The organism is Streptomyces sp. NBC_00414, from assembly GCF_036038375.1.
Lineage (GTDB): Bacteria > Actinomycetota > Actinomycetes > Streptomycetales > Streptomycetaceae > Streptomyces.
Map to the genome: position 1 here is coordinate 442714 of NZ_CP107935.1, position 23388 is coordinate 466101.

The window sequence follows — 23388 nt, forward strand, 5'->3', positions numbered from 1 at the left end:
GTGTGTCACCACGCGATCGCCCGATAGGCCAAAGCCTGATCGACCACCTCGTCGGCAGAGAGCTCGCGCTCTGGCGGCCAGAAGATCAGGCCACTGACGTGGCCGGACGGGCAGGCCAGGGCTCTGTCAAGCCTGTCCAGCCACCCGTCCACCTCATCCTCGGATGCATGGTCCGCATCCATGATCCGCTGCACCAGCGTGACGGCTTCAGCCCGGCTCATCTCTACGGCACTCATCACACCCTCCCTCGGCACCAGCGTAATGAACAGCATGAGCCGGGGTGCTGGCGATCTACCTGAGCGCAGTCTGCGATTTACGGGCTACAGGCTACGGTCTGCGCGCTGACAGCAGATGGACCAAGTTCGGTCGAGCAGGCATCATGCCTCGGTGAGCATCATCATCAAGTTCTTCGTGGCACCGAGTCACAGAGCAGCGGCCGCGGTCGTGGATGGCGGCCCCGACGGGACTTTCGAGTCGCTGTCGTTCGGCAACTTCGACGTCGAAGAGGCGTTGATCGAGTGGGAAGGCATCTTCACCGGTCGGAGCTTCGATGAGCTCATCGCTGTTGATGAGCCCGAAGTCGTCGCAGATCCTGACGATGGCGAGGGCCCGGTGCTCCTCGTCGCCTCTACAGCCCTTCAGGACGCACTTGCCGCTGCCGACCGGTCCCGGATCATCGAAGTCAGCCAGTTGTGGGTACGGGAGCGAGCGGCGGACGGCGAAGTGTTCGCCCCGGAGATCGCGACCCAGATCCTGAACGATCTGGCCGGGCTTGCTCACGGCTTCCGCGGGCGGGAGCACCGCCTGTACTGCTGGACGGCGTAGGCGGGCCACGGCGTAGGCCTTGGGGACGATGAGAAAGGGCAGCTCACGGCCGGAGGCATTCTCCTTGCGGGTCGAAGCAGACAAGTCCGTGCTCGCGAGCCAGCGCAGCCGCGTACTCGGACACTTCCTCAGCATGGCCGTAGGACATGGGCAGGTACACGATCGGGCCCGATGCCTCCTCCATGACCGGCGGGGACGCCCATACGACACTGCTGTCGGGATCGTCCGGGTACCGCGCGACGAGAGCGTCCACGTAGGCCACGACGCGCGGAGCCGGAGGCACGACGACATCTTCCGACTCCAGATAGCGCTCGTACAGCTCGTCGTAGACGGAGCCCGCTTGGTCGTTGTCGGCTGGACGGTCGCCGTCCCACACAGCAAGGTCGTAACTCACAGGCGAATCGTCGCAGGCAGCAGCACGGCCGACGCCGGCAGGTTCTGAGATCAGCGGCTGCTTCGAGTGACTGCGGCCCGGCTGGTGATGTCACAGCCGGGCCGCAGCAGTCGCTCAACTCGTCATTCCGGCCCTTTCACCCTCACGTACTCGGGTGACCGGATGACCCGATGACCGGGTGGGACTCTACAGGTTGCGGCAGAGGGAATTGGTCTTCGCCAGACCCCGGATCTCGTAATTGATGCCGCTGGAAAGCGGTTCGGTCTTTGGTCCCTGCACGATCCTGGGATCAGAAGTACCCCCACCGCTCAACACGCGACGAATCCGCAGGCAGTGGTCCGGTCCGACGTAGACACCCCCGGTGAACGGGTACCCCGAGTACTGCCCGGGGGGAATCAGATCGTCGTAGGGGCGCCCGGGAGGAGGAGAAGTCACGTTCCTGAGTGCGCCGATGGAGATAGTGCCCGTGTTCAGGACGGTGTTGGTCGGCGCCGCTGCCGCTGTTCCGGCGCTTGACAGCGGCAGCACACCGGCGGCTATCACCGTCGCCGCTAAGAGTGCCGCACGGTGAGGCCATTTCCTTGCTTGATTCATGATTTCTCCTTGAATGCGATGCGATGGCTGACAGGGATCGTGTTTGCGGCGGGCCTCGTCCCGCCACGCCGATCAGTGCCTCGCCGCGGGCTGTTGCCCCCTCGATGCCCTTGAGCAGAAGGCGCGGTGGCAGAGATTTCCCTCCACAACGGCTGAGGACCATGACCTGAACGGTCCTCGCCGTCCTTTGGCATCGCCAAAGCAGCGTTCCATTCGCCGTTCCCGCTTAGAGAATGCGCGCCGCCACCGGGATCTGTCGTTATGGATCCGTGCACAGACGTTCAGTCAGCGTGCACTCTCGCGCGCCGCCACTGGCCGCCGACGCCTCGACGTCCTCTGAGCCATGATCCGCGACAGCACCTCTCCGGACTCCGGCCTCCAAGCCCGACCGCCGCTCGGCGACGGCTATGGGGAAGTTCTTCTTCAACCTCTTGACCAGTCAGCCATCCTCACAACAGGGCCGCCACTCGGTCAGATGAAGGCCCGGCAGGAGGCGGTGGCCTGTTCGGTGACGCCAGGCAGTTCAGCGCGCTCCTGCACCGCGATGGCCGCGATGGCCGCGTTGGCGTCGTGCAGGCTTCGCAGCAGGCTCCACCTGGATCGTCTGCCCCGGAAGCAGGTCCGCGTGGATTCGAACTCCGCCGCGAGCGAGCCCTGTTGGCGTGAGCCGACGCCGACGCGCCACAGGAAGTGGACTGCAACTCATGGATCCCCACGTCCGCGCCTCGCGAACCAGTGATTGGTCGACTCCCCCTGGATGAGCAGCTGGACGTCCTGCGGACGGTCCTCTCCCGCAATGAGGTCCTGACGGATGTGCTGGCCAGAACCGCGACGCTGGACCTGCCCGGTTGGTACGTGACCGCCAAGGCACTGCGGTGGAGGAGCCAGTGGCCTGGGCTCTCCGTGCTGCCATGGCCGAGCTGATGTCCGGTCGATGAGCCCGCCCTACTGAGCGTCCGCCATGACGGGCCAGCAGATTTCGGTGGTCGAGGGGCTGGCGCCGTCCATCGACATGTAGTGCTCGCGGACCGGCCCCGACACACCGATGTGCCGCTCCGTGACGTAGCTGCCCAGGGCGCCGCACGTCACGTCCGAGCCGGCGCGGTCACCGCTGTGCACCGCGATGGCGTAGCGGGCGGTCGGCAGGTGGCTCTCCACCAGCCGGGTGCCGGCCGGCACCGGCAGGTCCGTGGGGACGAAGAGCGTAGCCCTGCCCGTGTCGTCGGTGAACAGCTCTCGCGTGGTGAGCCCGCCCAGCGGGCCGAGCGGGGCCTGTCCGACACGGGCCAGGGCCGCACGGATCTCCTGCAGAGCGTCGGCGTACCACGTGTAGTAGTCGCTCAGCTCGATCATCTCGGTCATGGCCCACACCCGTGCGCGGGGCAGTGTGCGGAACTCGACATCGATGTCCGTGGTCTTCTCGGTCAGGAGTTCACGCAGTGTCTGGACGGCTCTGCTGGTCTCGCGGAGCTGGTCCTCCATGCGTGTCAGATGCGCGGCGACGATCGCGTTTCGGTCCTCCGTGCTCTCGGCCCCCAGCACCGCCTTCACGTCCGGCAACGGCATGTCCAGCCCACGGTAGCACCGGATGATCTGTGCCTGGGCGACCTGGTCGGTGCCGTAGTGCCGGTATCCGGTGTGCGGGTCGGTATGAGCCGGCTCCAGCAGGCCGACCTCGTGGTAGTACCGCAGCGCCTTCTTGCTCAGATGCGTCATGAAGGCGAACTCCCCGATGGTGAGGCGTGCCGTCACGTCTTCTCCTTCGCGAACATCCTGCGGAACTCGGGGACCCAAGGGTAAGGGCGGCGCGCCCTGGCCCGAGGCAGTGACCGGAGTGACCGATCCAGGTCTGTTGCGTCACGGTCACCGGGCCAAGATTTGACCTTCCCCCTACAGGAAGGTCAACCGTCGGATGAAGCGGGACCGCCTCACGGCGATCCATCTGTTCGGTCCATTCAGGAGAAGAGCTTCATGCGCTACACGACATTCGGGCGACGATCGGGCCTGCGGGTCTCCGAGTACGCCCTCGGTACGGGGAACTTCGGGACGACCTGGGCCAGCGGGACGAACGGCGCCGACGCCCGCGTGATCTTCGACCGCTTCGCCGAGGCCGGCGGCACGTTCCTCGACACGGCGGGCATGTACCAGGCGGGAGAGTCCGAGGCGATCCTCGGTGAGCTGCTGGGTACCGATCGCGAACACTTCGTCGTCTCGACGAAGTACGGCGCGAGCGACGCCGCTCAGCCGCATGTCTCGCTGACGGGCAGCGGCCGGAAGAACCTCGTCTCGTCGGTGGAGGCGAGCCTGAAGCGGCTGCGCACGGACTACCTGGACCTGCTGTGGGTCCACTTCCCCGACGGCGTCACACCGATCGACGAGATTGTGCGCGGGATGGACGACCTGGTGAGCTCCGGGAAGGTCCATCACGTCGCGCTCTCGAACTTCCCGGCGTGGCAGGTCTCGGCCGCGGCGACCCTGGCTGATCTGCGCGGCTGGGCGCCGATCGTCGGTATCCAGACGGAGTACAGCCTCGTCGAGCGGACCGCCGAGCGCGAGCTGCTGCCGATGGCCGAAGCGCTCGGGCTGGCCGTGAACCTGTGGTCACCGCTGTCCGGCGGACTGCTGACCGGCAAGTACCGCACCGGAGGCGAGGGCCGGGCGACCGACCCCAGCCGGTTCGTGACCCCGGAATCCACCCATCAGCGCACCGCTGTCATCGACGCCGTCCTGGCGGTGGCCGAGGAGACGGGCGCGAACGCCGCACAGGTGTCCATGGCCTGGCTGCGTGAACGGGGTACGCGATCCGCCGCGACCCTCATCCCGATCGTCGGGCCACGCACCCTGGCCCAGTTGGACGACTACCTCGGCGCCCTCGACGTGACGCTCACCGATGAGCAGTACACCAGGCTCGACCAGGTCAGCGCCGTCGAACCGGGCGTCCCCCACGGGATCAACAACATGATCCGCGAAAGCCTCCTGGGCGGTGACGCGAGCCGGTTCACCGGCCCCCTCACCCCGATCGCCTGATCACCTGATCGTGATCACCTGAAGGCCTGATCACCGGACGCGTCGGCAGCGCTCGACCGTCCGGTCACGCCCCACGAAGTCTGTTCCCGTACGACAGGGCTAGGGGGTGTAGCGCACTCCCCTTCGCACGGCCTTCCTGCTCCCTCCCTCAGGACGAAGACTCATCTCGTCGGCACAGGCCGGCGAAAGATTCTTCTGAGGAAGGCCCTTCATGAACGCCTCTGTCACCCGTACCAACCGCAAGATCGTTCTGATCACCGGGGCGTCCAGCGGGATCGGCGAGGCCACGGCCCGCCACCTGGCCGCCGCCGGCCATCACGTGGTTCTCGGCGCCCGCCGGACAGACCGATTGGCCCTGCTCGTCAACGAGTTGGAGGCGGCCGGATACAGCGCCGAGTACACGGAACTGGACGTCACGGACCGCGCGAGCATGACCCGCTTCACGGAAGGCGCCCTCGCGCGGCACGAACGCATCGACGTGCTGGTCAACCACGCGGGCGTGATGCCGCTCGCGCCGATGTCGGCGCTGCACGTGGCCGAGTGGGACCAGATGATCGACGTGAACCTGCGGGGTGTGCTGCACGGGATCGCCGCGGTACTGCCGTCGATGCTGGAGCGCGCGAGCGGGCACATCGTCAACATCGCCTCCACGTCGGCGCTGCGGGTGGACCCGTCGGCCGCCGTGTACTGCGCCACCAAGTACGCCGTACGCGCCCTGTCGGAGGGACTGCGGCAGGAGAACTCCGACGTCCGCGTCACCGTCGTCTGCCCCGGTTTCACCCAGTCGGAGCTGGCCGACCACGGCGGGGCCGCCGAGGTGCAGGACGCGGTACGTGCCGCAACGCAACAGATCGGTCTGCCGGCCTCCGCGAGCGCCGAGGCGGTCGGCTACGCCATCGCGCAGCCCGCGAGCGTGGACGTGAGCGAGATCGTGGTGCGCCCCACCGCACAGAATTGACCCCCGGTGGTCCGACGTCCGCATATTCGCTGTGAGGGTTCACGACACCGTCCGTATCTTGGCGCCATGACGGATGAGGGAGCGCCGCAGCCCCACGTGAACCGCTGGGGCGACACGTCGGGCCAAGCGGCGGGTGCGGGAGGGCACCCGAGGGCGGACGCATGCTCGTGCTTCGACCAGTCCAGGCCGCGCCCGCGGGCCCGGGTCGGGTTCCACTCCGAACGGCAGGACACCTCCGCGCCAGGCTGGCAGCACCTGCTGGACCTGGTCGAGGAGGCCGCGGCCGACGGACGCGAAGAGTTCCGCCCTCTGGTCGAGCTCAGCCCCCAAGAGCGGCGACAGATCGTCACCCTGCCGCCGAGCATCGCCAGGCTCACCACCGTCAAGCACCTGGTGCTCTACGGCAGCAACCTGGTCCGGATCCCGCCCGAGATCGGGGCCATGAGCAGTCTGGAGGAGTTCACCCCTTACACCTCCTACCGGCTGCACTGGTTCCCCTACGAGATCACTCGATGCCGCAAGCTGAACCGCAGCACGGTGAGCACGCGCGCGTTGTTCGGCAACTACAAGCTGCGACCATTCTTCCCGCGGCTTCCAACGGCCTCGGGCCCCGTCGCGGGACTCGACCCGGGAAACCTGGATCCGCGGCGCTGGGGCGCTACGGCCATCCACAGGTGCAGCGTCTGCGACCGCCCGGTCGCACCGGGCGGACTGCATCAAGTGTGGATGTCACTGCGTGTGGCCACCGATGTGCTCCCTCTGCTGGTCAACGCCTGTTCGACGGAGTGTGTCACCGCACTGCCCGTCGGCTCCCAGGGCTCCATCCCCACGCCGCACCAGGGTGGCCGGGTCGAGCAGCCGGAGTCCGACTGGGATTGACCCAGCCGGTATGTCGCAGCGTGATGGGCGGTCGCCCCTGGACCCGGCCTTTCGCATGTCGGCGAGCGATCTGATCGCTTTTCCCCGGGCCGGTGGGCGCGGTCCCGCGTTGGCGCGTCGGCGCGCAGGTCGAGGGATGGGAACGTCTCTGACCTGCGCGGCGGGCGTGTGGGGGGCCCTGTCACACCACTGAACGCCGCTCCCCTGCACAACTCGCCCTGCCACCTGGTGCGGAAACGCGCGAGGCTCGGTAGCTGTCAGCACCAAGCCTTCCCCCGTCCAGGAGACAACCCCTTGTCCACGTCCGCCCTGCCCGCATCGGTCCAGTCCGGTGTGGTCGGCCCGCCGCGGTGGAGGCGGTCGCGGATCTGCTCGCGATGGTGGCGGTGCCCACCGACGCGCCGGTGTGGCTGTCGGTGGTGCTGATGGTGTCTGTCAGCGCCGGTAGCGCGGTGGCGGTGACCGCGATGACGGCACTGCTGCTGGAGAAGACGCCCGCCGAGCGGACCGGCGTCGCCGGTGGTGTGCTGAGTGCGTCCCGTCAGCTCGGTGGTGCCCTGGCCGTCGCCGTCTTCGGAGCGTTGGTCGCCGACCGGGCCCGATGCGTCTCCGGCCCGCGCACCAGTTCGCTGATCGCCGCGGTGCCCGTGGCGGTGAGCGTCCTGGCCATCGTGCTGTTGCGTACGCCGGTCACTGCGCAGACCCGGCGTCCGGAGCCGACACCCGAGCCACCGAGGGGAGCCCCCGGCCCACCGCCCGCTGACCGACCGCCCGCTGATCGGTCACCCGCTCGCCCTCCCCGTTCGTCCCACCCCGCACCAAAGGAAGACCTCATGCAGACCGTCACCCTCAACAACGGCGTCGAGATGCCGATCCTCGGATTCGGCGTCTACCAGATCCCGCCGGAGCAGACCGAGCGGGCCGTCACCGAGGCCCTGGCCGCCGGATACCGGCTGCTCGACACGGCCGCCGCGTACCAGAACGAGGAAGCCGTCGGCCACGCGATCAAGAACAGCGGCATTCCGCGGACGGATCTGTTCGTCACCACCAAGCTGTACGTCCAGGGCGCTCCCGCCGAGGAGAACACGAAGCGCGCCTTCGACACGTCGCTGAACAAGCTCGGCCTGGACTACGTCGACCTGTACCTGATGCACCAGCCCTACGGGGACGTGTACGGCCAGTGGCGTGCCATGGAGGCGCTGCACCGCGAGGGCCGGAGCAAGGCGATCGGAGTCGCCAACTTCTACCCCGACCGGCTCCTCGACCTCGTCATCAACAACGAGGTCACTCCCGCGGTCAACCAGATCGAGACGCACCCCTTCTTCCAGCGGACCGCCGACCAGGAACTGATGCGCGAGCACGGGGTTCAGATCCAGTCGTGGGGCGGGTTCGCCGAGGGCAAGAACAACATCTTCACCCACCCCGTCCTGAGCGGTATCGGCGAGAAGCACGGGAAGTCCGTGGCACAGGTCGTGCTCCGCTGGCTGACCCAGCGCGAGGTCGTCGCGATCCCCAAGTCCGTCCGTGCCGAGCGCATGGCGGAGAACCTCGACATCTTCGACTTCGAACTCACCGACGACCAGATGGCGGCCATCGCCACCCTGGACACCGGGAGGACGCTGTTCTTCGACCACCACGACCCGGAGATGGTCAGCTGGCTCAGCGCGCGGCGCCTCGACGGCTGACCCGGCGGACGACACCCACTTCACGGACCGGGGTCCGATCATGTCCCAGAACCACCACATCACCGATGCACTCGTGGTCGGCGCGACCGGCGGATCCCGACGCCGTCCGTTCCCTTCACGGGAGCGGCGGGTGACAACCGGTGCGCTCGGCACCGGGGAGGGCAGCCCCGTGCCTCCGGGACGACGTTCAGTCCTTGGCGGCGTACTTCTGGGAGGAGTGGCTTTCATGACCGGTGCCCAGATCAGCGGCTGCTCGCCGTCGCAGTCGGACGGGGCGGGGCCGACTCCGAAGTCCAGCGGGCGACCGGCCGCGACGGCCTCCCCCGGGAAGCGCGTCCTGCTGGCCTACTTCTCCCGGCCCGGCGAGAACTATTACTACGGCGGGCGCAGGAATCTCAGGACCGGGAACACCGAAGTGCTCGCCGGGATGATCAGCGAGCGCATCGCGTGCGACGTACACCGCATCGAGGCCGTCGATCCGTATTCCGACGACTACGACGAGACGGTCGCGCGCAATGTCCGCGAGCAGGAGGCCGACGCGCGGCCGGCCGTCGTCGATCCCCCGTCCTCGATCGACCGTTACGACACCGTGCTGCTGGCCGGCCCGATCTGGAACCTGCGAGCCCCCATGATCATGTCGACCTTCGCCGAGAGGTACGACTTCCGCGGCAGGACAATCCACCCGGTCACGACCTACGCGATGAGCGGGCTGGGCACCACCGAGCGCGACTACGCGCGGTCCTGCCCGGGCGCGACCATCGGGGAAGGGCTCGCGGTGCAGGGCGAGAAGGTCCGGGAGGCCGATGCCGAGGTCCGGTCCTGGCTGCGGCGCATCGGCGCTCTCCGGGACTGACCCGCTCAGCACTGCGGAACCGGCCCGCTCCGCACTGCGCAGGTGACCCGCTCAGCGCTGCGGAAGTGATCCGTTCAGCGCTGCGGGACCGATCCGCTCAAACGATCCAGTCTGGCAGCGCCGTGGCCCGTGGGACAGGTGAGAGAGGGGCCCTGTCACAACCTGGCTGGCTGTTCCGCGGCACAACCCGCCCTCCCACAGGGCCAGTTGACCCACCAGGCTGGACGAACGCCACCTGCCCCACGGGCCACGGTGTATCTCCGTCCTGAGCTCACGCCGATCAGCAAGTCCCCCACATTCCTCGTGTCGAGAGAGTGAGCATGTCTACCGAAACTCCCGAGTCGGCCGCGCCTCCTCCCACCACCAGGCCCCCGTCGGCACCGTCGCGCCGTACCTTCATCGCCACCACCACCGCGGCCGGCGGGGTCATCGCGGCAGGTGGCCTGGTCGCCGGTCCGGGGCTGCTCGGTGCCGAGGAGGCCGCTGCCGCCGAGGCATCGCCCAGCAGCCGCGTCTCGTTGACCGTCAACGGCGAGCGGCGCACCGTCACGGTCGACAACCGCACCTCGCTCCTCGACCTGCTGCGCGAGCACCTCGGCCTGACGGGCTCGAAGAAGGGCTGCAACGCCGGCGCCTGCGGGGCGTGCACGGTCCTGGTCGACGGGCTCCGGGTCAACTCCTGCCTCACTCTGGCCGTACGCCTGGACGGAGCCGAGGTCACCACCATCGAAGGGCTGGCCAGGGGCGAGCGCCTGCATCCGCTGCAGCAGGCGTTCATCGACCAGGACGCCTTCCAGTGCGGCTACTGCACCCCCGGTCAGATCATGTCCGGCGTCGGCTGCGTCAAGGAAGGACACACCGGCTCCGCGGCGGAGATCCGCGAATCGATGAGCGGCAACATCTGCCGCTGCGGCTGTTACGTGAAGATCGTGCGCGCGGTCCAGCAGGCCACGGGCCGGAAGTGAGTGGCGATGTATCCCTTCTCCTTCACCACGGCGCCCAGCACACGTGAGGCTCTTGAAGCCGGTCGGCGCGGCGGGCGTTACATCGCCGGCGGCACGACGCTGGTCGACCTCATGCGTGAGACCGTCGAACGCCCCGACACCCTGGTCGACATCAGTCGCCTGCCCCTGCGGGAGGTCACCGTCACCGAGCGCGGCGGGCTGCGCGTCGGCGCGTTGGTGACCATGACCGACGCCGCCGCCCACCGCAAGGTGCGCACCCTGTACCCGGTCGTCGCACAGGCCCTGGAGCTGAGCGCTTCCGCCCAGCTGCGGAACATGGCCACCATCGGCGGCAACATCATGCAGCGCACCCGCTGCACGTATTTCCGTGATGTGACCGCCGCCTGCAACAAGCGGCAACCGGGCACGGGTTGCGCGGCCCGGGAAGGCTTCAACCGCACCCACGCGATCCTGGGAACCTCCGACGACTGTGTGGCCGCCCACCCCTCCGACGTGGCCGTCGCCTTCGCCGCCCTGGAAGCCCACGTGCGTCTGCTGGGCCCGGACGGGCAGCGAGCGGTGCCCTTCGCGGACTTCCTGCTCCGGCCCGGAGACTCGCCGAACCGCGAACAGGCCCTGCGACAGGGCGAATTGATCACCGCTGTGGAAATACCCGCGTACCCGCGCCCGCTGAAGTCCGGCTACCTCAAGGTCCGTGACCGCCAGTCCTACGAGTTCGCCCTCACCTCCGCCGCTGTCGCCCTGCACGTCCGCGGCGGCGTGATCCGCGAGGCCAAGGTGGCCGCCGGAGGAGTGGGCACCGTCCCGTGGAAACTGCCCGCCGTCGAGGAAGTCCTCATCGGTGAGCGCCCCTCCGACCGGCTCTGGGCCCGGGCCGCCGCGTCGGCCACGGAGGGGGCGCGCCCTCTCACGCACAACCGCTTCAAGGTCGAACTGCTCCAGCGGACCGTCGAACGCCAGCTGCGCATCGTAGGAGACATCGCATGAGCCCTCAGCCGCAGGCAGCCGTCGGCGCACCGCTCTCCCGGGTGGACGGACGCCTGAAGGTGACCGGCCAGGCGAAGTACGCCGCCGACCAGGAGCCCGACGGCCCCGAGGGGGTGGTGCACGCCGTCGTGGTCGACAGCAGCATCGCCCGTGGCCGGATCACCGGCATCGGCACCGCCGCCGCCGAGGCACACCCCGGCGTGCTGAAGGTGATCCACCACCGCAACGCCCCCAGGCTGCCGTACGGGCCCAATCCGGGCTCACTGAACCTGCCGGGTGAGCGGCTGCGCGTCTTCCAGGACGACCAGGTCCGCTTCCACGGCCAGCCCGTCGCCGTCGTCGTCGCCACCACCCTGGAGGCCGCGCAGCACGCGGCGGGTCTGGTGGACATCGACTACGACGTGGAGCCGTCCGCGACGGACCTGAGCGACGCCCCGGCGACGGGCGAACCCGTCACCTACACGCGCGGCGACGCCGAGGCCGCTCTCCGATCGGCCGCCGTACGGCTGGAGATGACCTACCGGCCCGCCCGCAACCACCACAACGCGATGGAGCTGCACGCCACCGTCGCCCGATGGGAGGGCGACCGGCTCACCCTGTGGGACAAGACCCAGTGGGTGCAGAGCCCGCGGGCCGAACTCGCCGCCAACTTCGGCATACCCGCGGAGTCCGTCCGAGTCATCTCCCCCTTCGTCGGCGGCGCGTTCGGCAACGCCGCCCGGGCCTGGCCGCACATCACCATCGCGGCCCTCGCCGCCCGCGAGGCGGGCCGCCCCGTCAAACTCGTCCTGACGCGGCGGCAGTTGTACTTCGGGGTGGGCTACCGGCCGACGTACGAGTACAAGGTGCGCCTCGGCAGCGACCGGCGCGGGCGGCTCACCGCGATGACCCACGACCTGCGCGGCGAGACCTCCCGCTACGAGAGGTTCTCGGAGCGCGGCGTCCTCGCCCCCGGACAGATGCTCTACACCACGCCCAACGTCTCCCAGACGTACCGGACGGTGGCGCTGGACGTGAACACCCCGACCCCGATGCGCGGCCCGGGATATTCCACCGCCGCCTTCCCCATCGAGAGCGCGATGGACGAACTCGCCCACGAGCTGGGCATCGACCCGATCGAGCTGCGCCGACTCAACGAGCCCGAGAACGACCAGGCCGGCGGGCGGCCGTTCTCCACCCGCAGGCTGCGCGAGTGCTACACGGTCGGCGCCCGCGAGTTCGGCTGGAGCGGCCGCGATCCCCGGCCCCGCTCCACCCGCGAGGGCGACTGGCTCGTCGGCACCGGCATGGCCACCGCGGTCTACGACACCCTGCGGGCCCCCGGTCAGGCCAGTGTCCGGCTGGACGCCGACGGCACCGCCCTGATCGAGTCCTCGACGAGCGACATGGGGCCCGGCACGTACACCTCCATGACCCAGGTCGCCGCCGACGCCCTGGGCCTCACGGTCCGCAACGTGACCTTCCGGCTCGGCGACACGGACATGCCCACGGCACCCCTCCACGGTGGCTCGTTGACCATGGCCAGCGTCGGTTCCATCGTCCAGAACGGCTGCGGCACAGTGCGGCAGCAGGCGATCCGGCTGGCCGTCGAGGACGAGGACTCCCCCCTGTCCGGCGCCGACCCGGCCGCCGTCGTCGTACGAGGAGGACGCCTGCACCTGCGGGACGACCCCGCGCGAGGCGAGACCTACCGGCAGCTCCTCACCCGCAACGACCGTACCCGTCTCGAAGCCCTCGGCTCGTGGACTCCGGGGCAGTCCCGGTCGTCCATGTACGCCTACGGCGCGGTGTTCGCCGAGGTGGCCGTCGACGCCCTTCTCGGTCTGGTCCGGGTGCGGCGGATGCTCGGTGTCTTCGACGCGGGCCGCATCATCAGCCCCACGCTGGCCGACAGCCAGGCCATCGGAGCCATGGTCGGCGGTATCGGTATGGCCCTGCTGGAGCACACGGTCACCGACCACCGCGACGGACGGATCGTCAACGCCAACCTGGCCGACTATCTGGTCCCGGTCAACGCCGACGTCGTCGATCTCAAGGCGCTCTATGTCGACGGCCGGGACGACGAGGCCGATCCTCTCGGCGTCAAGGGCCTCGGCGAGGTCGTCCTGGTCGGTGTGGCACCCGCCATCGCCAACGCGGTCTTCCACGCCACCGGCCGACGGGTCCGCGACCTGCCCATCACCGCCGAGTCACTGCTCTGAGCCTCGCCCCGGGCTGCGGGGCACCGCCGCGCCGCGGGCGGATCGACCCGGACACGAACGGTACGGTCGGCCCGCCGGCCCGCCGGCCTTACGCACCTATCGGCCGCGGTCCGTCTCGTCTGCCTGGCCCGTCCGGTCCGTCCGGTCCGCCTGCTCCGTCCGGTCGAGGAGGACCAGTGCGTCGTAATCGGGAGTGCCGGGCAAGGCGTAGTACGTCACCATGCGGTGTCCCGGGGTGCCTTCGATCAGCATGGACTGGAAGCGGAGCGTGAGAAGGCCGACCGCAGGGTGCTGCAGGGTCTTGCTCCCCTGGGCGAACGCGTTCACGTCGTAGGACTCCCACAGCTGTGCGAACTCCGTGCTCTTGAGGAGCAGTTCGTCGACGAGCTCGGCGAGGTCGGGGGCGTCGGGGTCGATGCCCGTGAGAGCACGCAACCGGGCGACACAGCCACGCGTCACCTCTTCCCGGTCCGGGAACAGCTCACGGGCCGTGGGGTGGAGGAAGACGTACCTCGCGATGTTGCGCTGCTCGATGGGCCAGCCTTCGATTCCGGCCAACGTCCGTAGACCGCCCGGGTTGCAGGCGAGCAGGTCCAGGGTGCGGCTGAGCACACGAGAGGGGAAGGGACGCAGCTGCTCCAGCAGCAGTTCGGTACCGGGATCCACGGTGCGGCTGGGCACACTCCGGTTCGCCGGCGGTCTGCGGGCGGCACTCACACCAAGGTCGTGCAGGTGCCTGTGCTCGGCTTCCCCGAGGCGCAACGCACGTGCCAGGGCATCCAGGACGGCAGGGCTGGGGTGGCTCTCCCTGCCACGCTCCAAGCGGGCGTAGTAGTCGATGCTCACCCCGGCGAGGGTGGCCAGCTCCTCCCGCCGCAGCCCCGGCGTCCGGCGCAGTCCCGGGCCCGCCTTGAGGCCTGCCTCTTCCGGGGTGACCTCCGTTCGGCGGGCGCGCAGAAAGCGCCCCAGTTCGGTTCCGCTGCTTCTTTCCTGCTGCTCGCTCGCCACACCCCTCAGTGTGACAGCCACCGCCCACAACCGGCCTGTACGGGATCGGCCGGCTGCACCGACAGCCAGGCCACCCGCCTGCGCGAACGATCACGCGGCGGGCGGCCACCCGGCTTCGACAAGCGTCGTTACGTCTGCCTCGGCGGCGCCACCGCCGCGGCCCTCACCCTCTGGCTCCGTACATGATCGGCCGGACAGGCCTAGTCGGTGGCCAGCAGGCCGGCGCGGAGCTTGCCGAGGACGCGGGTGATCAGCCGCGACACGTGCATCTGCGAGTAGCCCAGTTCGTCGGCGATCTGCTGCTGGGTGAGCTCGTCGACGAAGCGGAGGTGGATCAGCCTGCGGTCACGCTCGTCGAGTCCGGCGACCAGCGGGGCCAGAGAGTGGAAGTTGTCGATGAGGTCGTAGGAGTTCTCCTCGAAGCCGATGAAGTCGGCGAGCGCGGTCTCGGACTCCTCGTCCTGGTTCATCACGGCGGCGTCCAGCGAGGCGGCGTTGTAGCCGTTGGACGCCATCTGCGCCTGGGCGACCTCGGAGGGCTCCAGCTGCATCAGCTCCGCGAGCTCCGCCGTCGAGGGAGACCGCCCCAGACGGGTGCGCAACTCCTCGGTGGCCTTGGACAGTTCCAGCCGTGCTTCCTGAAGGCGGCGCGGAACGTGTACGGCCCAGCTCGTGTCGCGGAAGAACCGCTTGATCTCGCCGGTGATGTAGGGAACGGCGAAGGACGTGAACTCGACCTCGCGGGACAGTTCGAAGCGGTCGATCGCCTTGATCAGGCCGATGGTGCCGACCTGGACGATGTCCTCCATCTCCTGCGGGCCGCGGTGCTTGAACCGCGAGGCCGCGTACTGCACGAGGGAGAGGTTCATCTCTATCAGGCAGTTGCGCACGTACTGGTACTCGTGCGTGCCCTCTTCGAGCTGCGTGAGACGGTCGAAGAACCGCTTGCCTACTTCCCTCGCGTCCCTGGGCGCGATGGAGGAAGGGGCCGCGTACGCGCGCTCGACGAGGTCCTGCTCCACCCGGGTGGCCCGGACGCCGGACCGGGTCTGTTCCTGCGCCGTCACGATGGTCATGGGTCTCGCTCCTTGTGCCTTGAGCCTGGTTGTCCTGGTGCGTTCAGCCCGGCTGCCGTTTCGATCCTGCCCGTGCGTACCCAGGGAACGGACTCGTACACCCGCGGTCTTCACCCGAGTACCGGTAAGGGCGACGAGGCTACGACGCGGGCCGTTGCCGGTCCCGCTCCCCGCTCGGCCGCGACCTGCGAAGGTCAGGCGGCCTGGATGAGTTCCGCGCGCCCGAAGAGCAGCGCGTATCCGGGCGGGAGCTGGGCGAGGACGCGGTCCAGGAGGACGGGACCGGCGAGGTCTCCGACGGCGGCGAGGACGGCTCCGGTGTCCCAGCGTGTGGTGGCCGGCGTGCCTCCCGTGCGGCCGGCGAGATCCTTGACGAAGCCCCAGCCCGTGAGCGGTCGGGGGTCGGGGTCCTGGCCGGTGAGGACGAGGGCCGCCTCGGCCGGGAGGCAGGCGGCGAGTTGGGTTCGCTCCTCGCCGGTGAGCTGACGGCCCAGCGCCGCCAGCACGGCATGCGTGACTTCCTCAGCCCGCTCCCTGGTCGGGTACGCGCCCTCGTACCGGATCCTCTCCAGCATCCGGTGAAACGTCGTGCCGGGCCGAGCGGGAGCCGGTTCACGCAGCTGAATCATCGGAGAATGTCGCCTTTCTCGCCCGTCGGGCGTTGTGCCGGTGGGGTGGGCCGACCTGGTGGGCCCTGGTCGGCCCCGCTGTTCTTCGAAGGTCCCTCAGCCGCGGATCTGCTGGTGCCCGGACCCTCCGCCGATCGCGACCTTGCGCGGCTTGGCGCGCTCGGCGATCGGGATGCGCAGGGTCAGCACCCCTGCCTCGTAGTCGGCTGTGATGCGCTCGGTGTCGAGGGTGTCCGCCAGCACCAGCTGACGCGAGTAGACGCCGACGGGCCGCTCGGAGAGCTCCATCTGTACGTCCTCGGCCCCCACGACCGGGCGGCGCTCGGCCTTGACTGTGAGCATGTTCCGCTCGACATCGACCTCGACCGCGTCCTTCGCCACACCGGGCAGGTCGAGAGCGATCACGTACTCCTCACCCTCCCTGTAGGCGTCCATCGGCATCACCGAGGGCCTGGACCAGGTGCCCGTGACACCCGTCAGCTGCTGAGCGAGCCGGTCGAGTTCGCGGAACGGGTCAGTGCGCATCAACATCGCGAAAACACCTCCACAGGTCTGGCAGTAACTGCCAATGCGCTTCGTCTGACACCGTTGTAGCATGTCATCCAAACGATGACAACTGGAGTGTCATCCACAGGGCGACATTGGAGATGTCATCCCAAGGATGACGGCCGAGAGGATGCTCATGCCCCCTTCCCCCGACTCCCGTGACCCCGCCGCGTTCCTCGCCGCCAGGGCAGCACTCGACGCGATCGAGGAGGCCGTCCGGACCTCGCGGACGGAGCCGCTGCCGGAGGACACTCAGCCCGGCGCCGACCAGGCCTTGGCCGCGCTCCTGCTGTTGCGTGAACTGCGCGAGCAGCTCGCAGGATGGGAGCCGGGGCTGATCGAGGCAGCCCGTGCCGCGGGCTCCAGCTGGGCGGACCTCGCCCACCCCCTCGGCGTCGCCAGCCGCCAGGCAGCCGAGCGCCGCTACCTGCGTGTACGACCCGGGACGCCCGGTTCCACCGGCGAACAGCGCGTACAGGCGACCCGGGACCACCGCGCCGCCGACCGCACCGTCTCCGCCTGGGCCCGGACCAACGCGACCGAACTACGCCAGCTCGCGGGCCAGATCACCGCCCTCACGGACCTTCCCGCCCAGGCGAGCGCTCCTCTGGCCCGCCTCGCCGACGCCCTCGCGGCCGACGACGCCACCCACCTCATCGGCCCTCTGACCGAAACGCACACACATCTCAGAGCCGATCACCCCGACCTCGCGGACCGTATCGACGCCATCACGCACAACACCACCCGGCTCCGCCGGGCCCGCAGCGACCGCCCTGGCACCACCTCCTGACAGCCGAAGCCGACAGGGCAACCGCGGCAGGGTGACGACACGCATGGCGTAGTGCGCAGGGAACGACTCTGTGCTCAGCGGCAGCGGTCACAGCCGCGGCCTCGGTCGCGCCGCGGAGGGATCGCGGCTGACACGAGCTGTGCCGCACCCACCGACCGGCCCCCGCCGAACCGCAGGATCTCCGCTCTCACCAGCGCACCCGTCCCGCCAGGCATTCGTCCGGGAAGAGCGGGAACATGGGCTGTATGACAAAGCCTGATGACGACTCGCACACGCCCCACGCGCCCGGATCCCAGCCGAGCGTCAGCCCCGGTTCCGACACACCGCAGACGGTCCCGGTGCCGACACCGCCCGTCGCGTGGGACAGCGAACCCACGGACCCGGCTGACGTGACCGACGAAGAGGACAAGCCGGAGCAGCCCGCCGCGCACGAAAAGCGGAAGACAACGTCACAGGAAGACTGACCCCTGTCGGGGATGCCGCCCGCAGGCGGCAGGTGACGAGCCGGGCCGGAGCTCCGAGCGGGCTCCGGTCCGATGCCCCTACCTGCGGCCACCTGCGGAGACGACTTCCGATGCATCTGCGTCCGGGCGAGACCGAGGCCGTCGGCTGGCGGGTGGCGACCGTGCTCGACGTCGTCCGGCAACTGCGCGACGCATCCCCCGAAGCCACCGGACGTCCGCGGGTGATCGCGATCGACGGCCGCGGCGGCGCCGGCAAGACGACCCTGGCCGAGCGGCTGCGCCAGGCGGTGCCCGACTCCGCCATCGTGCACACCGACGACATCGCCTGGAACCACGCCTGCTTCGACTGGGGCGAAGTACTCGCCGAGAACGTTCTGCGCCCTCTGCACCTAGGTGAGGCGGTGGACTTCCGCCCCGGCGCGTGGGTCACTCACGACCGGCCCGGATCGATCACCGCCCCCGCCGGCGCCGACTTCATCTGGGTCGAGGGCACCGGCATCATCCGCGAAGAGCTTGCCCCCTGGCTGGACGCCTCGATCTGGATGCAGGGTGACCTCCACGAGCAAGAACGCCTGCTGACCGCCCGCGACGGTGACTCCCCCGAGCAGCTGAAGCACGTGGCGAACTGGCTGCTGGAGGAACTGCCGTTCATGCTGCGCGAACAGCCATGGGCCCGAGCCACCATGATCGTCGCCGGCCCTCCGCAGATCGACCACGCCCCTGACACGGAGCTGGTCGTCGCCCCGCCGACCAGCCACTGTTCATGATCCGGCTCACCTCAGCCAGGGAGACGCCGGGGAAAGTCATAGCCGATGCCGTCCGGAGGCACGTCGCGTACCGTGGGAGGCCCGCCGCTGACCGTGTTGAGGGCCCACGATCGCAGGTGGGTGGGCCCTCTCCCGGCGTGGCAACCTGGTCGGCCGTTCGCCTGCCTGCCTCCCTGTCCGCCTACCGGCAGAAGGTCAGGCGGCGAAACCGATGTTGGTGACGTACTCGTACTGGCCCCACTGCGAGCCGAGGTCGACGACCTGGTCCACCCACGCCTCGTCCAGTTCCCGCTCGTCGTCGGCCGCCCACGCGGCGACGATACGGTCCCAGCGGCGGACGTTCATGGTCCGGAACTCCACCGCGCGCTGGCGGGGCCGCTCGACCTGGGACTGGTTGAGCGGGTGGATCTCCACGCGGGTGCCGCGGCCCTGACGGTTGAGGCGGGCGGTCAGGTAGCGGGCGACGTTCTCCCGCCGCACGGTGCGATACGCCTGCTCGATGCGTTCGAGGTTCTTGCGTGAGGGCGCTCGGGTGCCGGCCAGCCAGGCGCGCAGGGTGCGGTCCGTGACGGTCAGTCCGGCCGCACGGGCCGCCTGGCGGGCGTGGATGCTGCGAGTGAGGTAGTGCAGGCGGGCCGTCAGACCGCGGCGGGCGGTGACGGGGGTGGCGATGTAACCGGCGAGGTCGTCCAGCTGACGGGCGACGGCCTCGTGACCCTTGAGGCCGCGAGCACCGTACTTACCGAACTCGATGTTCCGCTCAGGCATCGTCTCTTCCGAATCCCTCGGGTTGCTGGATCACTGTACGGGCCGTGGGCACCGTTCTGCCGCCCCGGCGGGGAGGCGTTTGACGCCGGGAGGAAGGACGGCGCTAGGAAGCGTCTTCTGAGGGTTCGTGGGCGACGTCAGGGTCGGTGCCGACGGTGTAGATGTCCTTGACCTTCACCTCGGTGACACCGCGACCCTCCGGGAAGACGGCTCGCCAGTCGCCGGCCACGTGGAGTTCGTCGGTGCCCATGGCGCGAACGACCACGAGGCCTTCGTCGTAGGCGCGGTGGGCTTTCCACCACAGGTTGGCGAAGGCCTGCGAGCGGATGAGGTGCATCCAGTCGGTGCGGTAGAGCTCCCGGTTGTAGTTCGACTCCCCCAGTGTCGAGACGAACTTCGAGTACATCGCCTTCACGTACTCCAGGGTGACCGTGTCGTCCTCGCCGATGGCCCGGTCGCGGGCGTCCTTCAGCGCGATGCGGAACTTCTCCAACAGCCCTTCGGTCGCCCCGGACGTCCACGACTCGTGGATCTGCGGCGGGTCGCACAGCCCGTACTTCGGACCCGACACCCGCAACAGGAGACGCAGGGTCGGTTCGGTCACCCACAGAGGGCCGGGCTCGTCCCGGTCGCCGATCGGATCCGGCAGGTAGGCGCCGTGCTCCCAGACCGCAGGAGTGATCAGGTGCAGGCCGGCACGCCGCCGGTCGTGATGGTCGCCCGTGGAGTGTTCCAGCTGGCCGATCGGCAGATGCGTCTTCAACGCCGACAGATAGGCGCCGTTGATGTCCAGCGCGGTGATCTCATGCTCGCCCGCGGGCAGTTCCGGCCGGGTCCATTTGGGGCGGGCCTCCCACACCTGGTCGGCGCCGCGGGCACTCTGCTTGCGCAGGATGTCGGGCAGCCACGGGTGGGCGACCACGTCGTAACGCCCGCCCTTACGCGTGTGATCCAGCAGCGCCATCGCGTCCGGGATCGCCCGCTTCACCAGCGCGGCCGTGGCCGCTTCGACGTCACCGGTGTGTTCGGCGAGCGCGGCCGTGACCGCGGAGCCGATCCGGTCGGGGGTGTCGGCGGTCTGCAGTCGACGGCCGACCGGCACCACCTTCACACCGGACGCCGCGGGGCGCGGCTTCCCGGCGGGCGCCGACTGCCGCGGAGCCGTGCGGACCGCGGGCTCGGGCTTCTCCGGCTGCGCGGGTACAGGTACTGCCGGGGCCGGGGCGCACTCGGCTGGGTCCAGGTGCTGGGGGAATCCTTCGACCTGGTGGCGGGCCGGCTGTCCGCACAGCACACACGGCTGCGCGACGGCCAGCACGTCGCCGCCACCGTCCTCGTCGTGCGGTTCGGCGGGCGGCTCGACTTCCGTCGGCTCGACTTCCATCGACTCGTCGTCGCTGGGCTCCACAACGGTCGCAGTAGCGGCGTCCAGCTTGGTGCGGGCACCCTCAAGGAAGTACGCGTATTTCTCCCGCACCTCCCCGCTCGGGTCCCGCCCGGCCTCCCAGCCGCCAACCGTGGACGGACCGACTCCCAGGACCTGCGCGAGCTGCGCGCGCGAGAGGTACAGGCCCTCGCGCAGTCGACGCCGCTCCTCGGCGGACGGCAGCGGCGTCCGCTCCGACGACGCGGTGGCGAGCAGGGCGTCGATCGCCTTGAAGTCCGCCATCAGATCTTCCCCTCCACGGGCGCGGAGCGAGCACCGGCAGCCGGGCGGCCGGGCACCCGGCGGCGCTCCGCAGGGAGTGCCTCGACGGCCCGGGTCGGGCCGGCCAGGAGGTCGTGCGCGGTGATGCCGTAGTGCGCGGCCACCGCTTCGCAGTCGGCCAGACTCCACGCTGCGGTCCCGGACTGACGACGGCTCACCTGCGCCTGACTCACCCCCAGTGCAGCGGCGAGCTCGGTCTGCGACTCGCCCGCCGCATGAAGGAGCGCGGCGACCGCGGAACGCATCCGCTCCTCAAGGCTCATACTCACGCCGACACCTTACCACGTAAAGCCCACGAAATATTCGTAATCTGCATCAATAATGCGTACGGGTACGCCGATCGAATGCGAAGCGATTGCCGATGTCGCGCCGGGGACCGGGGTGTCGGCCACGCTCCGCCTCCGGCCGCCGTCCCGTCTGTGGAACGCCTGGGGACCGCGGGTGCGCTCGGTGCGAATTCCGGTGGTGCCGGACCAGGCGTCGCGAAGCCCTTGCGCGGTCGGGCAGGTGCAGAGCATCAGGTGACGCGCCGTCTTGGGGACGGCGGCGGGGCTGTAGCGTTCCCACAGGTGACGTCCCGTCTGTTTCCGACTGACCGAGGCCCCGTGCGACGACTCCTTGCCCGCCTCTGGCGGCTCCTGCGCCCCGTTCAGAACCGCATCGTGTGGTCCCTGAACGCCAAGTTCGTGGTCGGCGTGATCGGTGTCGTTCGCGACGACGACGGCCAGGTCCTGCTGCTCCGGCACCGTATGTGGCCGCCGAACCGCCAATGGGGCCTGCCGAGCGGTTTCGCGCACAAGGGTGAGGACTTCCGGCAGACCGTGGTCCGCGAGGTCAGGGAGGAGACCGGTCTCGATGTGGAGGTGGGCCGCCTGGTCATGCTGAACAGCGGCTTCCGCACCCGCATGGAAGTGGCCTACGAGGCACGTCTCCTCGGCGGTGAACTGCGCCTCGACCCTTTCGAGATCCTGGAAGCCCGCTGGTGCCGCCCCGACGACCTCCCTCAGGGCATCCAGCCCGTGTGCCTGCCCCTGGTACGCGGCGAGACGATCCCCTGAGCGCGTCGCGGGACGCCGGGGCGGACGTCGGCGTATTCCGCGACCACGCTCTGCGGGTGGATGTCTGATCGTCTGCTGCTCGCAGCGGCTGACCGGCTCCGCCGCCGCGCTCTCAGCAGATGCGGGGCGCCAGGAGAATCTGCGGATGCGCGCACACGTGATCTGCGTGAGCCTGAAGTCATGACGGATCCGCGCGTACCCCCAGAGGAGACGCCCCCGGCCGAGGGCTCGATCGCCGAGGCACACGAGGAACGCGCTGATGGAGGAATCTGGGAACACCCCGGCGTCTGGGTCTGGCTGATTGTCTTCGGCGCCGTGATCGTGGCGGCCTTCTTCATCGCCCGTATCTTCGCCCTCTAACCCTGTCCTTCAACCTCTGGGGTCGGCGCGCTCGATGATGCTCTCGGGCGCCTGGTCGCTTTCCCGACGTCACGTGGGTCGTGGGGCGGCGGTTCCTCGAACCAGGCGGCTCTGTCGGCCGGTGTCGAGACTTTGCCGGGCCCTGGTGCGCGAGGTGGTGGCCGCGCAGGCTAGTTTGCTCGGGTGAGTCTCCTTGATGATGTGGCCAAGCGCGACGGCTGGCTGTGCTGGGTATGTGACGAACCGGTCGACCCCGACGAGTCGGTGAACGACGCGCGGGGCCCCAGCGTCGACAGCCGGACCGCCGACCGGAAGGCCAAGGTCGCCGAGCGGCTCGCGCACCGCGGGTGCAACACCCGCAAGGGTGCGGTCAAGGTGGTCATCGCCTGGCCGGACCGCCTGTACGTGGTCGAACCCGCGCCGCTGATCACGGTTGCCGGGAGGCTGGAGCGCAAGGGCGGCCGCGAGATGGTGGGCCGTTGTCCGACCAGGCGGGACGCCCAGGAGGCGGCGGATTGGCTGGTGGACCGGTTCTCCCGACTGGTGCCGGGGCTGCCGGTGACCGCCGACATCGAGCCGGGCGGCGGCCAGTTCCTCGTCATCCTGTCCACCGGCCGCCGCTGACCGGACATCACCGGCGCACACTCGCGTCGAGTCGACCGGGCCGCCCACCCGGCTCCAGAAATCGGCGTCCCGACACTCGCTACGACGTCGGCTCAGTCCTCGCCACCGGGCAACCCCACCGACGACCGACCCACCACCTGTACAGGCCGATGTAGGCCTACGGTTGACCCGGGCCGGGGTGGATTTGCCCGGTGGGGCTGGGCCTTCCCTCGATTCCCGCTT

26 protein-coding genes and 1 pseudogene are annotated in these 23388 nt (G+C 69.4%); 16 read left to right on the plus strand and 11 right to left on the minus strand.

What is annotated here, in order from left to right; genetic code table 11:
• Positions 1 to 5 precede the first annotated feature (5 nt).
• Positions 6 to 236: an e9imm peptide gene (locus OHS59_RS02070; protein WP_328491646.1), complete on the minus strand. Its 231-nt coding sequence runs from the start codon at positions 234 to 236 to the stop codon at positions 6 to 8.
• Between the two features lie 151 nt (positions 237 to 387).
• Here OHS59_RS02070 and OHS59_RS02075 point away from each other — a divergent pair, with 151 nt between their 5' ends.
• A complete protein-coding gene (locus tag OHS59_RS02075) occupies positions 388 to 825 on the plus strand; it encodes a hypothetical protein (protein ID WP_328491647.1) in 438 nt (145 codons plus the stop codon).
• A 43-nt stretch (positions 826 to 868) separates the two neighbouring features.
• On the opposite strand, the gene OHS59_RS02080 is transcribed toward OHS59_RS02075, so the two are convergent.
• From OHS59_RS02080 to OHS59_RS02090, 3 genes are all read right to left on the minus strand, one after another.
• Positions 869 to 1219 carry a hypothetical protein gene (locus OHS59_RS02080; RefSeq protein ID WP_328491648.1) on the minus strand — a complete coding sequence of 117 codons (351 nt, stop codon included), beginning with the start codon at positions 1217 to 1219 and terminating at the stop codon, positions 869 to 871.
• Between the two features lie 186 nt (positions 1220 to 1405).
• On the minus strand, positions 1406 to 1813 hold the full coding sequence (locus OHS59_RS02085; protein WP_328491649.1) for a hypothetical protein: 408 nt from the start codon (positions 1811 to 1813) through the stop codon (positions 1406 to 1408).
• 945 nt (positions 1814 to 2758) lie between these two features.
• Positions 2759 to 3565, minus strand: a complete 807-nt coding sequence (locus tag OHS59_RS02090) for a MerR family transcriptional regulator (protein WP_328491650.1) — start codon at positions 3563 to 3565, stop codon at positions 2759 to 2761.
• A 219-nt stretch (positions 3566 to 3784) separates the two neighbouring features.
• Here OHS59_RS02090 and OHS59_RS02095 point away from each other — a divergent pair, with 219 nt between their 5' ends.
• The 9 genes and pseudogenes from OHS59_RS02095 (at position 3785) to OHS59_RS02135 (ending at position 13368) form a co-directional block, all read left to right on the plus strand.
• Positions 3785 to 4840: an aldo/keto reductase gene (locus OHS59_RS02095; protein ID WP_328491651.1), complete on the plus strand. Its 1056-nt coding sequence runs from the start codon at positions 3785 to 3787 to the stop codon at positions 4838 to 4840.
• A gap of 211 nt (positions 4841 to 5051) precedes the next feature.
• Entirely contained in the window at positions 5052 to 5798 is a 747-nt protein-coding gene (locus OHS59_RS02100; RefSeq protein WP_328491652.1) for an SDR family oxidoreductase, read from the plus strand.
• Positions 5799 to 5864: 66 nt separating this feature from the next.
• Positions 5865 to 6677, plus strand: a complete 813-nt coding sequence (locus OHS59_RS02105; RefSeq protein ID WP_328491653.1) for a leucine-rich repeat domain-containing protein — start codon at positions 5865 to 5867, stop codon at positions 6675 to 6677.
• A gap of 350 nt (positions 6678 to 7027) precedes the next feature.
• Positions 7028 to 7408: pseudogene (locus tag OHS59_RS02110) on the plus strand (MFS transporter); the annotation flags it as partial.
• A 102-nt stretch (positions 7409 to 7510) separates the two neighbouring features.
• Positions 7511 to 8362, plus strand: a complete 852-nt coding sequence (locus tag OHS59_RS02115; protein ID WP_328499014.1) for an aldo/keto reductase — start codon at positions 7511 to 7513, stop codon at positions 8360 to 8362.
• Between the two features lie 226 nt (positions 8363 to 8588).
• Positions 8589 to 9215, plus strand: a complete 627-nt coding sequence (locus tag OHS59_RS02120; RefSeq protein WP_328491654.1) for a flavodoxin — start codon at positions 8589 to 8591, stop codon at positions 9213 to 9215.
• A gap of 320 nt (positions 9216 to 9535) precedes the next feature.
• Positions 9536 to 10180 carry a (2Fe-2S)-binding protein gene (locus OHS59_RS02125; RefSeq protein WP_328491655.1) on the plus strand — a complete coding sequence of 215 codons (645 nt, stop codon included), beginning with the start codon at positions 9536 to 9538 and terminating at the stop codon, positions 10178 to 10180.
• Positions 10181 to 10186: 6 nt separating this feature from the next.
• Positions 10187 to 11167, plus strand: coding sequence for an FAD binding domain-containing protein (locus tag OHS59_RS02130; RefSeq protein ID WP_328491656.1), 981 nt, complete (start codon positions 10187 to 10189; stop codon positions 11165 to 11167).
• Positions 11164 to 13368 carry a xanthine dehydrogenase family protein molybdopterin-binding subunit gene (locus tag OHS59_RS02135; RefSeq protein ID WP_328491657.1) on the plus strand — a complete coding sequence of 735 codons (2205 nt, stop codon included), beginning with the start codon at positions 11164 to 11166 and terminating at the stop codon, positions 13366 to 13368. The genes OHS59_RS02130 and OHS59_RS02135 overlap by 4 nt, the downstream gene beginning before the upstream one ends.
• A gap of 96 nt (positions 13369 to 13464) precedes the next feature.
• Here OHS59_RS02135 and OHS59_RS02140 read toward each other — a convergent pair whose 3' ends face one another.
• The 4 genes from OHS59_RS02140 to OHS59_RS02155 all read right to left on the minus strand — a co-directional run bounded on the left by OHS59_RS02140 (position 13465) and on the right by OHS59_RS02155 (position 16612).
• A complete protein-coding gene (locus OHS59_RS02140) occupies positions 13465 to 14376 on the minus strand; it encodes a helix-turn-helix transcriptional regulator (protein WP_328491658.1) in 912 nt (303 codons plus the stop codon).
• A 200-nt stretch (positions 14377 to 14576) separates the two neighbouring features.
• Positions 14577 to 15452, minus strand: a complete 876-nt coding sequence (locus OHS59_RS02145; RefSeq protein ID WP_328491659.1) for a SigB/SigF/SigG family RNA polymerase sigma factor — start codon at positions 15450 to 15452, stop codon at positions 14577 to 14579.
• A 194-nt stretch (positions 15453 to 15646) separates the two neighbouring features.
• Positions 15647 to 16081 carry a DUF2267 domain-containing protein gene (locus OHS59_RS02150; RefSeq protein WP_328491660.1) on the minus strand — a complete coding sequence of 145 codons (435 nt, stop codon included), beginning with the start codon at positions 16079 to 16081 and terminating at the stop codon, positions 15647 to 15649.
• 96 nt (positions 16082 to 16177) lie between these two features.
• Positions 16178 to 16612 carry an Hsp20/alpha crystallin family protein gene (locus tag OHS59_RS02155; RefSeq protein ID WP_328491661.1) on the minus strand — a complete coding sequence of 145 codons (435 nt, stop codon included), beginning with the start codon at positions 16610 to 16612 and terminating at the stop codon, positions 16178 to 16180.
• A 130-nt stretch (positions 16613 to 16742) separates the two neighbouring features.
• Here OHS59_RS02155 and OHS59_RS02160 point away from each other — a divergent pair, with 130 nt between their 5' ends.
• The 3 genes from OHS59_RS02160 (at position 16743) to OHS59_RS02170 (ending at position 18648) form a co-directional block, all read left to right on the plus strand.
• Positions 16743 to 17417 (plus strand): type III effector protein, encoded by a 675-nt coding sequence (locus OHS59_RS02160; protein ID WP_443061371.1) that lies wholly within the window; start codon positions 16743 to 16745, stop codon positions 17415 to 17417.
• Between the two features lie 245 nt (positions 17418 to 17662).
• Positions 17663 to 17881 carry a hypothetical protein gene (locus OHS59_RS02165; RefSeq protein WP_328491662.1) on the plus strand — a complete coding sequence of 73 codons (219 nt, stop codon included), beginning with the start codon at positions 17663 to 17665 and terminating at the stop codon, positions 17879 to 17881.
• Positions 17882 to 17991: 110 nt separating this feature from the next.
• Positions 17992 to 18648 (plus strand): uridine kinase family protein, encoded by a 657-nt coding sequence (locus tag OHS59_RS02170; RefSeq protein ID WP_328491663.1) that lies wholly within the window; start codon positions 17992 to 17994, stop codon positions 18646 to 18648.
• Between the two features lie 195 nt (positions 18649 to 18843).
• Here the strand turns inward: OHS59_RS02170 and OHS59_RS02175 are convergent, their stop codons facing one another.
• From OHS59_RS02175 to OHS59_RS02185, 3 genes are all read right to left on the minus strand, one after another.
• Positions 18844 to 19416 (minus strand): helix-turn-helix domain-containing protein, encoded by a 573-nt coding sequence (locus OHS59_RS02175; RefSeq protein ID WP_328491664.1) that lies wholly within the window; start codon positions 19414 to 19416, stop codon positions 18844 to 18846.
• 103 nt (positions 19417 to 19519) lie between these two features.
• A complete protein-coding gene (locus OHS59_RS02180) occupies positions 19520 to 21085 on the minus strand; it encodes a helix-turn-helix transcriptional regulator (protein WP_328491665.1) in 1566 nt (521 codons plus the stop codon).
• The gene (locus OHS59_RS02185) at positions 21085 to 21387 is read right to left on the minus strand and encodes a helix-turn-helix domain-containing protein (RefSeq protein WP_328499016.1); all 303 of its coding nucleotides are present in this window, start codon (positions 21385 to 21387) and stop codon (positions 21085 to 21087) included. Before OHS59_RS02185 ends, OHS59_RS02180 begins: the two co-directional genes overlap by 1 nt.
• A 342-nt stretch (positions 21388 to 21729) precedes the next feature.
• On the opposite strand from OHS59_RS02185, the gene OHS59_RS02190 reads away from it, so the two are divergent.
• From OHS59_RS02190 to OHS59_RS02200, 3 genes are all read left to right on the plus strand, one after another.
• Positions 21730 to 22182, plus strand: coding sequence for an NUDIX hydrolase (locus tag OHS59_RS02190; RefSeq protein ID WP_328491666.1), 453 nt, complete (start codon positions 21730 to 21732; stop codon positions 22180 to 22182).
• A 180-nt stretch (positions 22183 to 22362) separates the two neighbouring features.
• Complete coding sequence (locus OHS59_RS02195) at positions 22363 to 22542, plus strand: DUF6480 family protein (RefSeq protein ID WP_328491667.1); 180 nt, start codon at positions 22363 to 22365, stop codon at positions 22540 to 22542.
• A 183-nt stretch (positions 22543 to 22725) separates the two neighbouring features.
• The gene (locus OHS59_RS02200; protein WP_328491668.1) at positions 22726 to 23166 is read left to right on the plus strand and encodes a hypothetical protein; all 441 of its coding nucleotides are present in this window, start codon (positions 22726 to 22728) and stop codon (positions 23164 to 23166) included.
• Positions 23167 to 23388 lie beyond the last annotated feature (222 nt).

Excerpts from the sequence above, each read along its gene's own strand:
- OHS59_RS02070 (WP_328491646.1), bottom strand. The coding sequence starts at position 236 with ATGAGTGCCGTAGAGATGAGCCGGGCTGAAGCCGTCACGCTGGTGCAG.
- OHS59_RS02085 (WP_328491649.1), bottom strand. The coding sequence starts at position 1,813 with ATGAATCAAGCAAGGAAATGGCCTCACCGTGCGGCACTCTTAGCGGCG.
- OHS59_RS02095 (WP_328491651.1), top strand. The coding sequence starts at position 3,785 with ATGCGCTACACGACATTCGGGCGACGATCGGGCCTGCGGGTCTCCGAG.
- OHS59_RS02100 (WP_328491652.1), top strand. The coding sequence starts at position 5,052 with ATGAACGCCTCTGTCACCCGTACCAACCGCAAGATCGTTCTGATCACC.
- OHS59_RS02105 (WP_328491653.1), top strand. The coding sequence starts at position 5,865 with ATGACGGATGAGGGAGCGCCGCAGCCCCACGTGAACCGCTGGGGCGAC.
- OHS59_RS02115 (WP_328499014.1), top strand. The coding sequence starts at position 7,511 with ATGCAGACCGTCACCCTCAACAACGGCGTCGAGATGCCGATCCTCGGA.
- OHS59_RS02120 (WP_328491654.1), top strand. The coding sequence starts at position 8,589 with ATGACCGGTGCCCAGATCAGCGGCTGCTCGCCGTCGCAGTCGGACGGG.
- OHS59_RS02125 (WP_328491655.1), top strand. The coding sequence starts at position 9,536 with ATGTCTACCGAAACTCCCGAGTCGGCCGCGCCTCCTCCCACCACCAGG.
- OHS59_RS02130 (WP_328491656.1), top strand. The coding sequence starts at position 10,187 with ATGTATCCCTTCTCCTTCACCACGGCGCCCAGCACACGTGAGGCTCTT.
- OHS59_RS02135 (WP_328491657.1), top strand. The coding sequence starts at position 11,164 with ATGAGCCCTCAGCCGCAGGCAGCCGTCGGCGCACCGCTCTCCCGGGTG.
- OHS59_RS02145 (WP_328491659.1), bottom strand. The coding sequence starts at position 15,452 with ATGACCATCGTGACGGCGCAGGAACAGACCCGGTCCGGCGTCCGGGCC.
- OHS59_RS02150 (WP_328491660.1), bottom strand. The coding sequence starts at position 16,081 with ATGATTCAGCTGCGTGAACCGGCTCCCGCTCGGCCCGGCACGACGTTT.
- OHS59_RS02155 (WP_328491661.1), bottom strand. The coding sequence starts at position 16,612 with ATGTTGATGCGCACTGACCCGTTCCGCGAACTCGACCGGCTCGCTCAG.
- OHS59_RS02160 (WP_443061371.1), top strand. The coding sequence starts at position 16,743 with ATGACGGCCGAGAGGATGCTCATGCCCCCTTCCCCCGACTCCCGTGAC.
- OHS59_RS02165 (WP_328491662.1), top strand. The coding sequence starts at position 17,663 with ATGACAAAGCCTGATGACGACTCGCACACGCCCCACGCGCCCGGATCC.
- OHS59_RS02170 (WP_328491663.1), top strand. The coding sequence starts at position 17,992 with ATGCATCTGCGTCCGGGCGAGACCGAGGCCGTCGGCTGGCGGGTGGCG.
- OHS59_RS02175 (WP_328491664.1), bottom strand. The coding sequence starts at position 19,416 with ATGCCTGAGCGGAACATCGAGTTCGGTAAGTACGGTGCTCGCGGCCTC.
- OHS59_RS02180 (WP_328491665.1), bottom strand. The coding sequence starts at position 21,085 with ATGGCGGACTTCAAGGCGATCGACGCCCTGCTCGCCACCGCGTCGTCG.
- OHS59_RS02185 (WP_328499016.1), bottom strand. The coding sequence starts at position 21,387 with ATGAGCCTTGAGGAGCGGATGCGTTCCGCGGTCGCCGCGCTCCTTCAT.
- OHS59_RS02195 (WP_328491667.1), top strand. The coding sequence starts at position 22,363 with ATGACGGATCCGCGCGTACCCCCAGAGGAGACGCCCCCGGCCGAGGGC.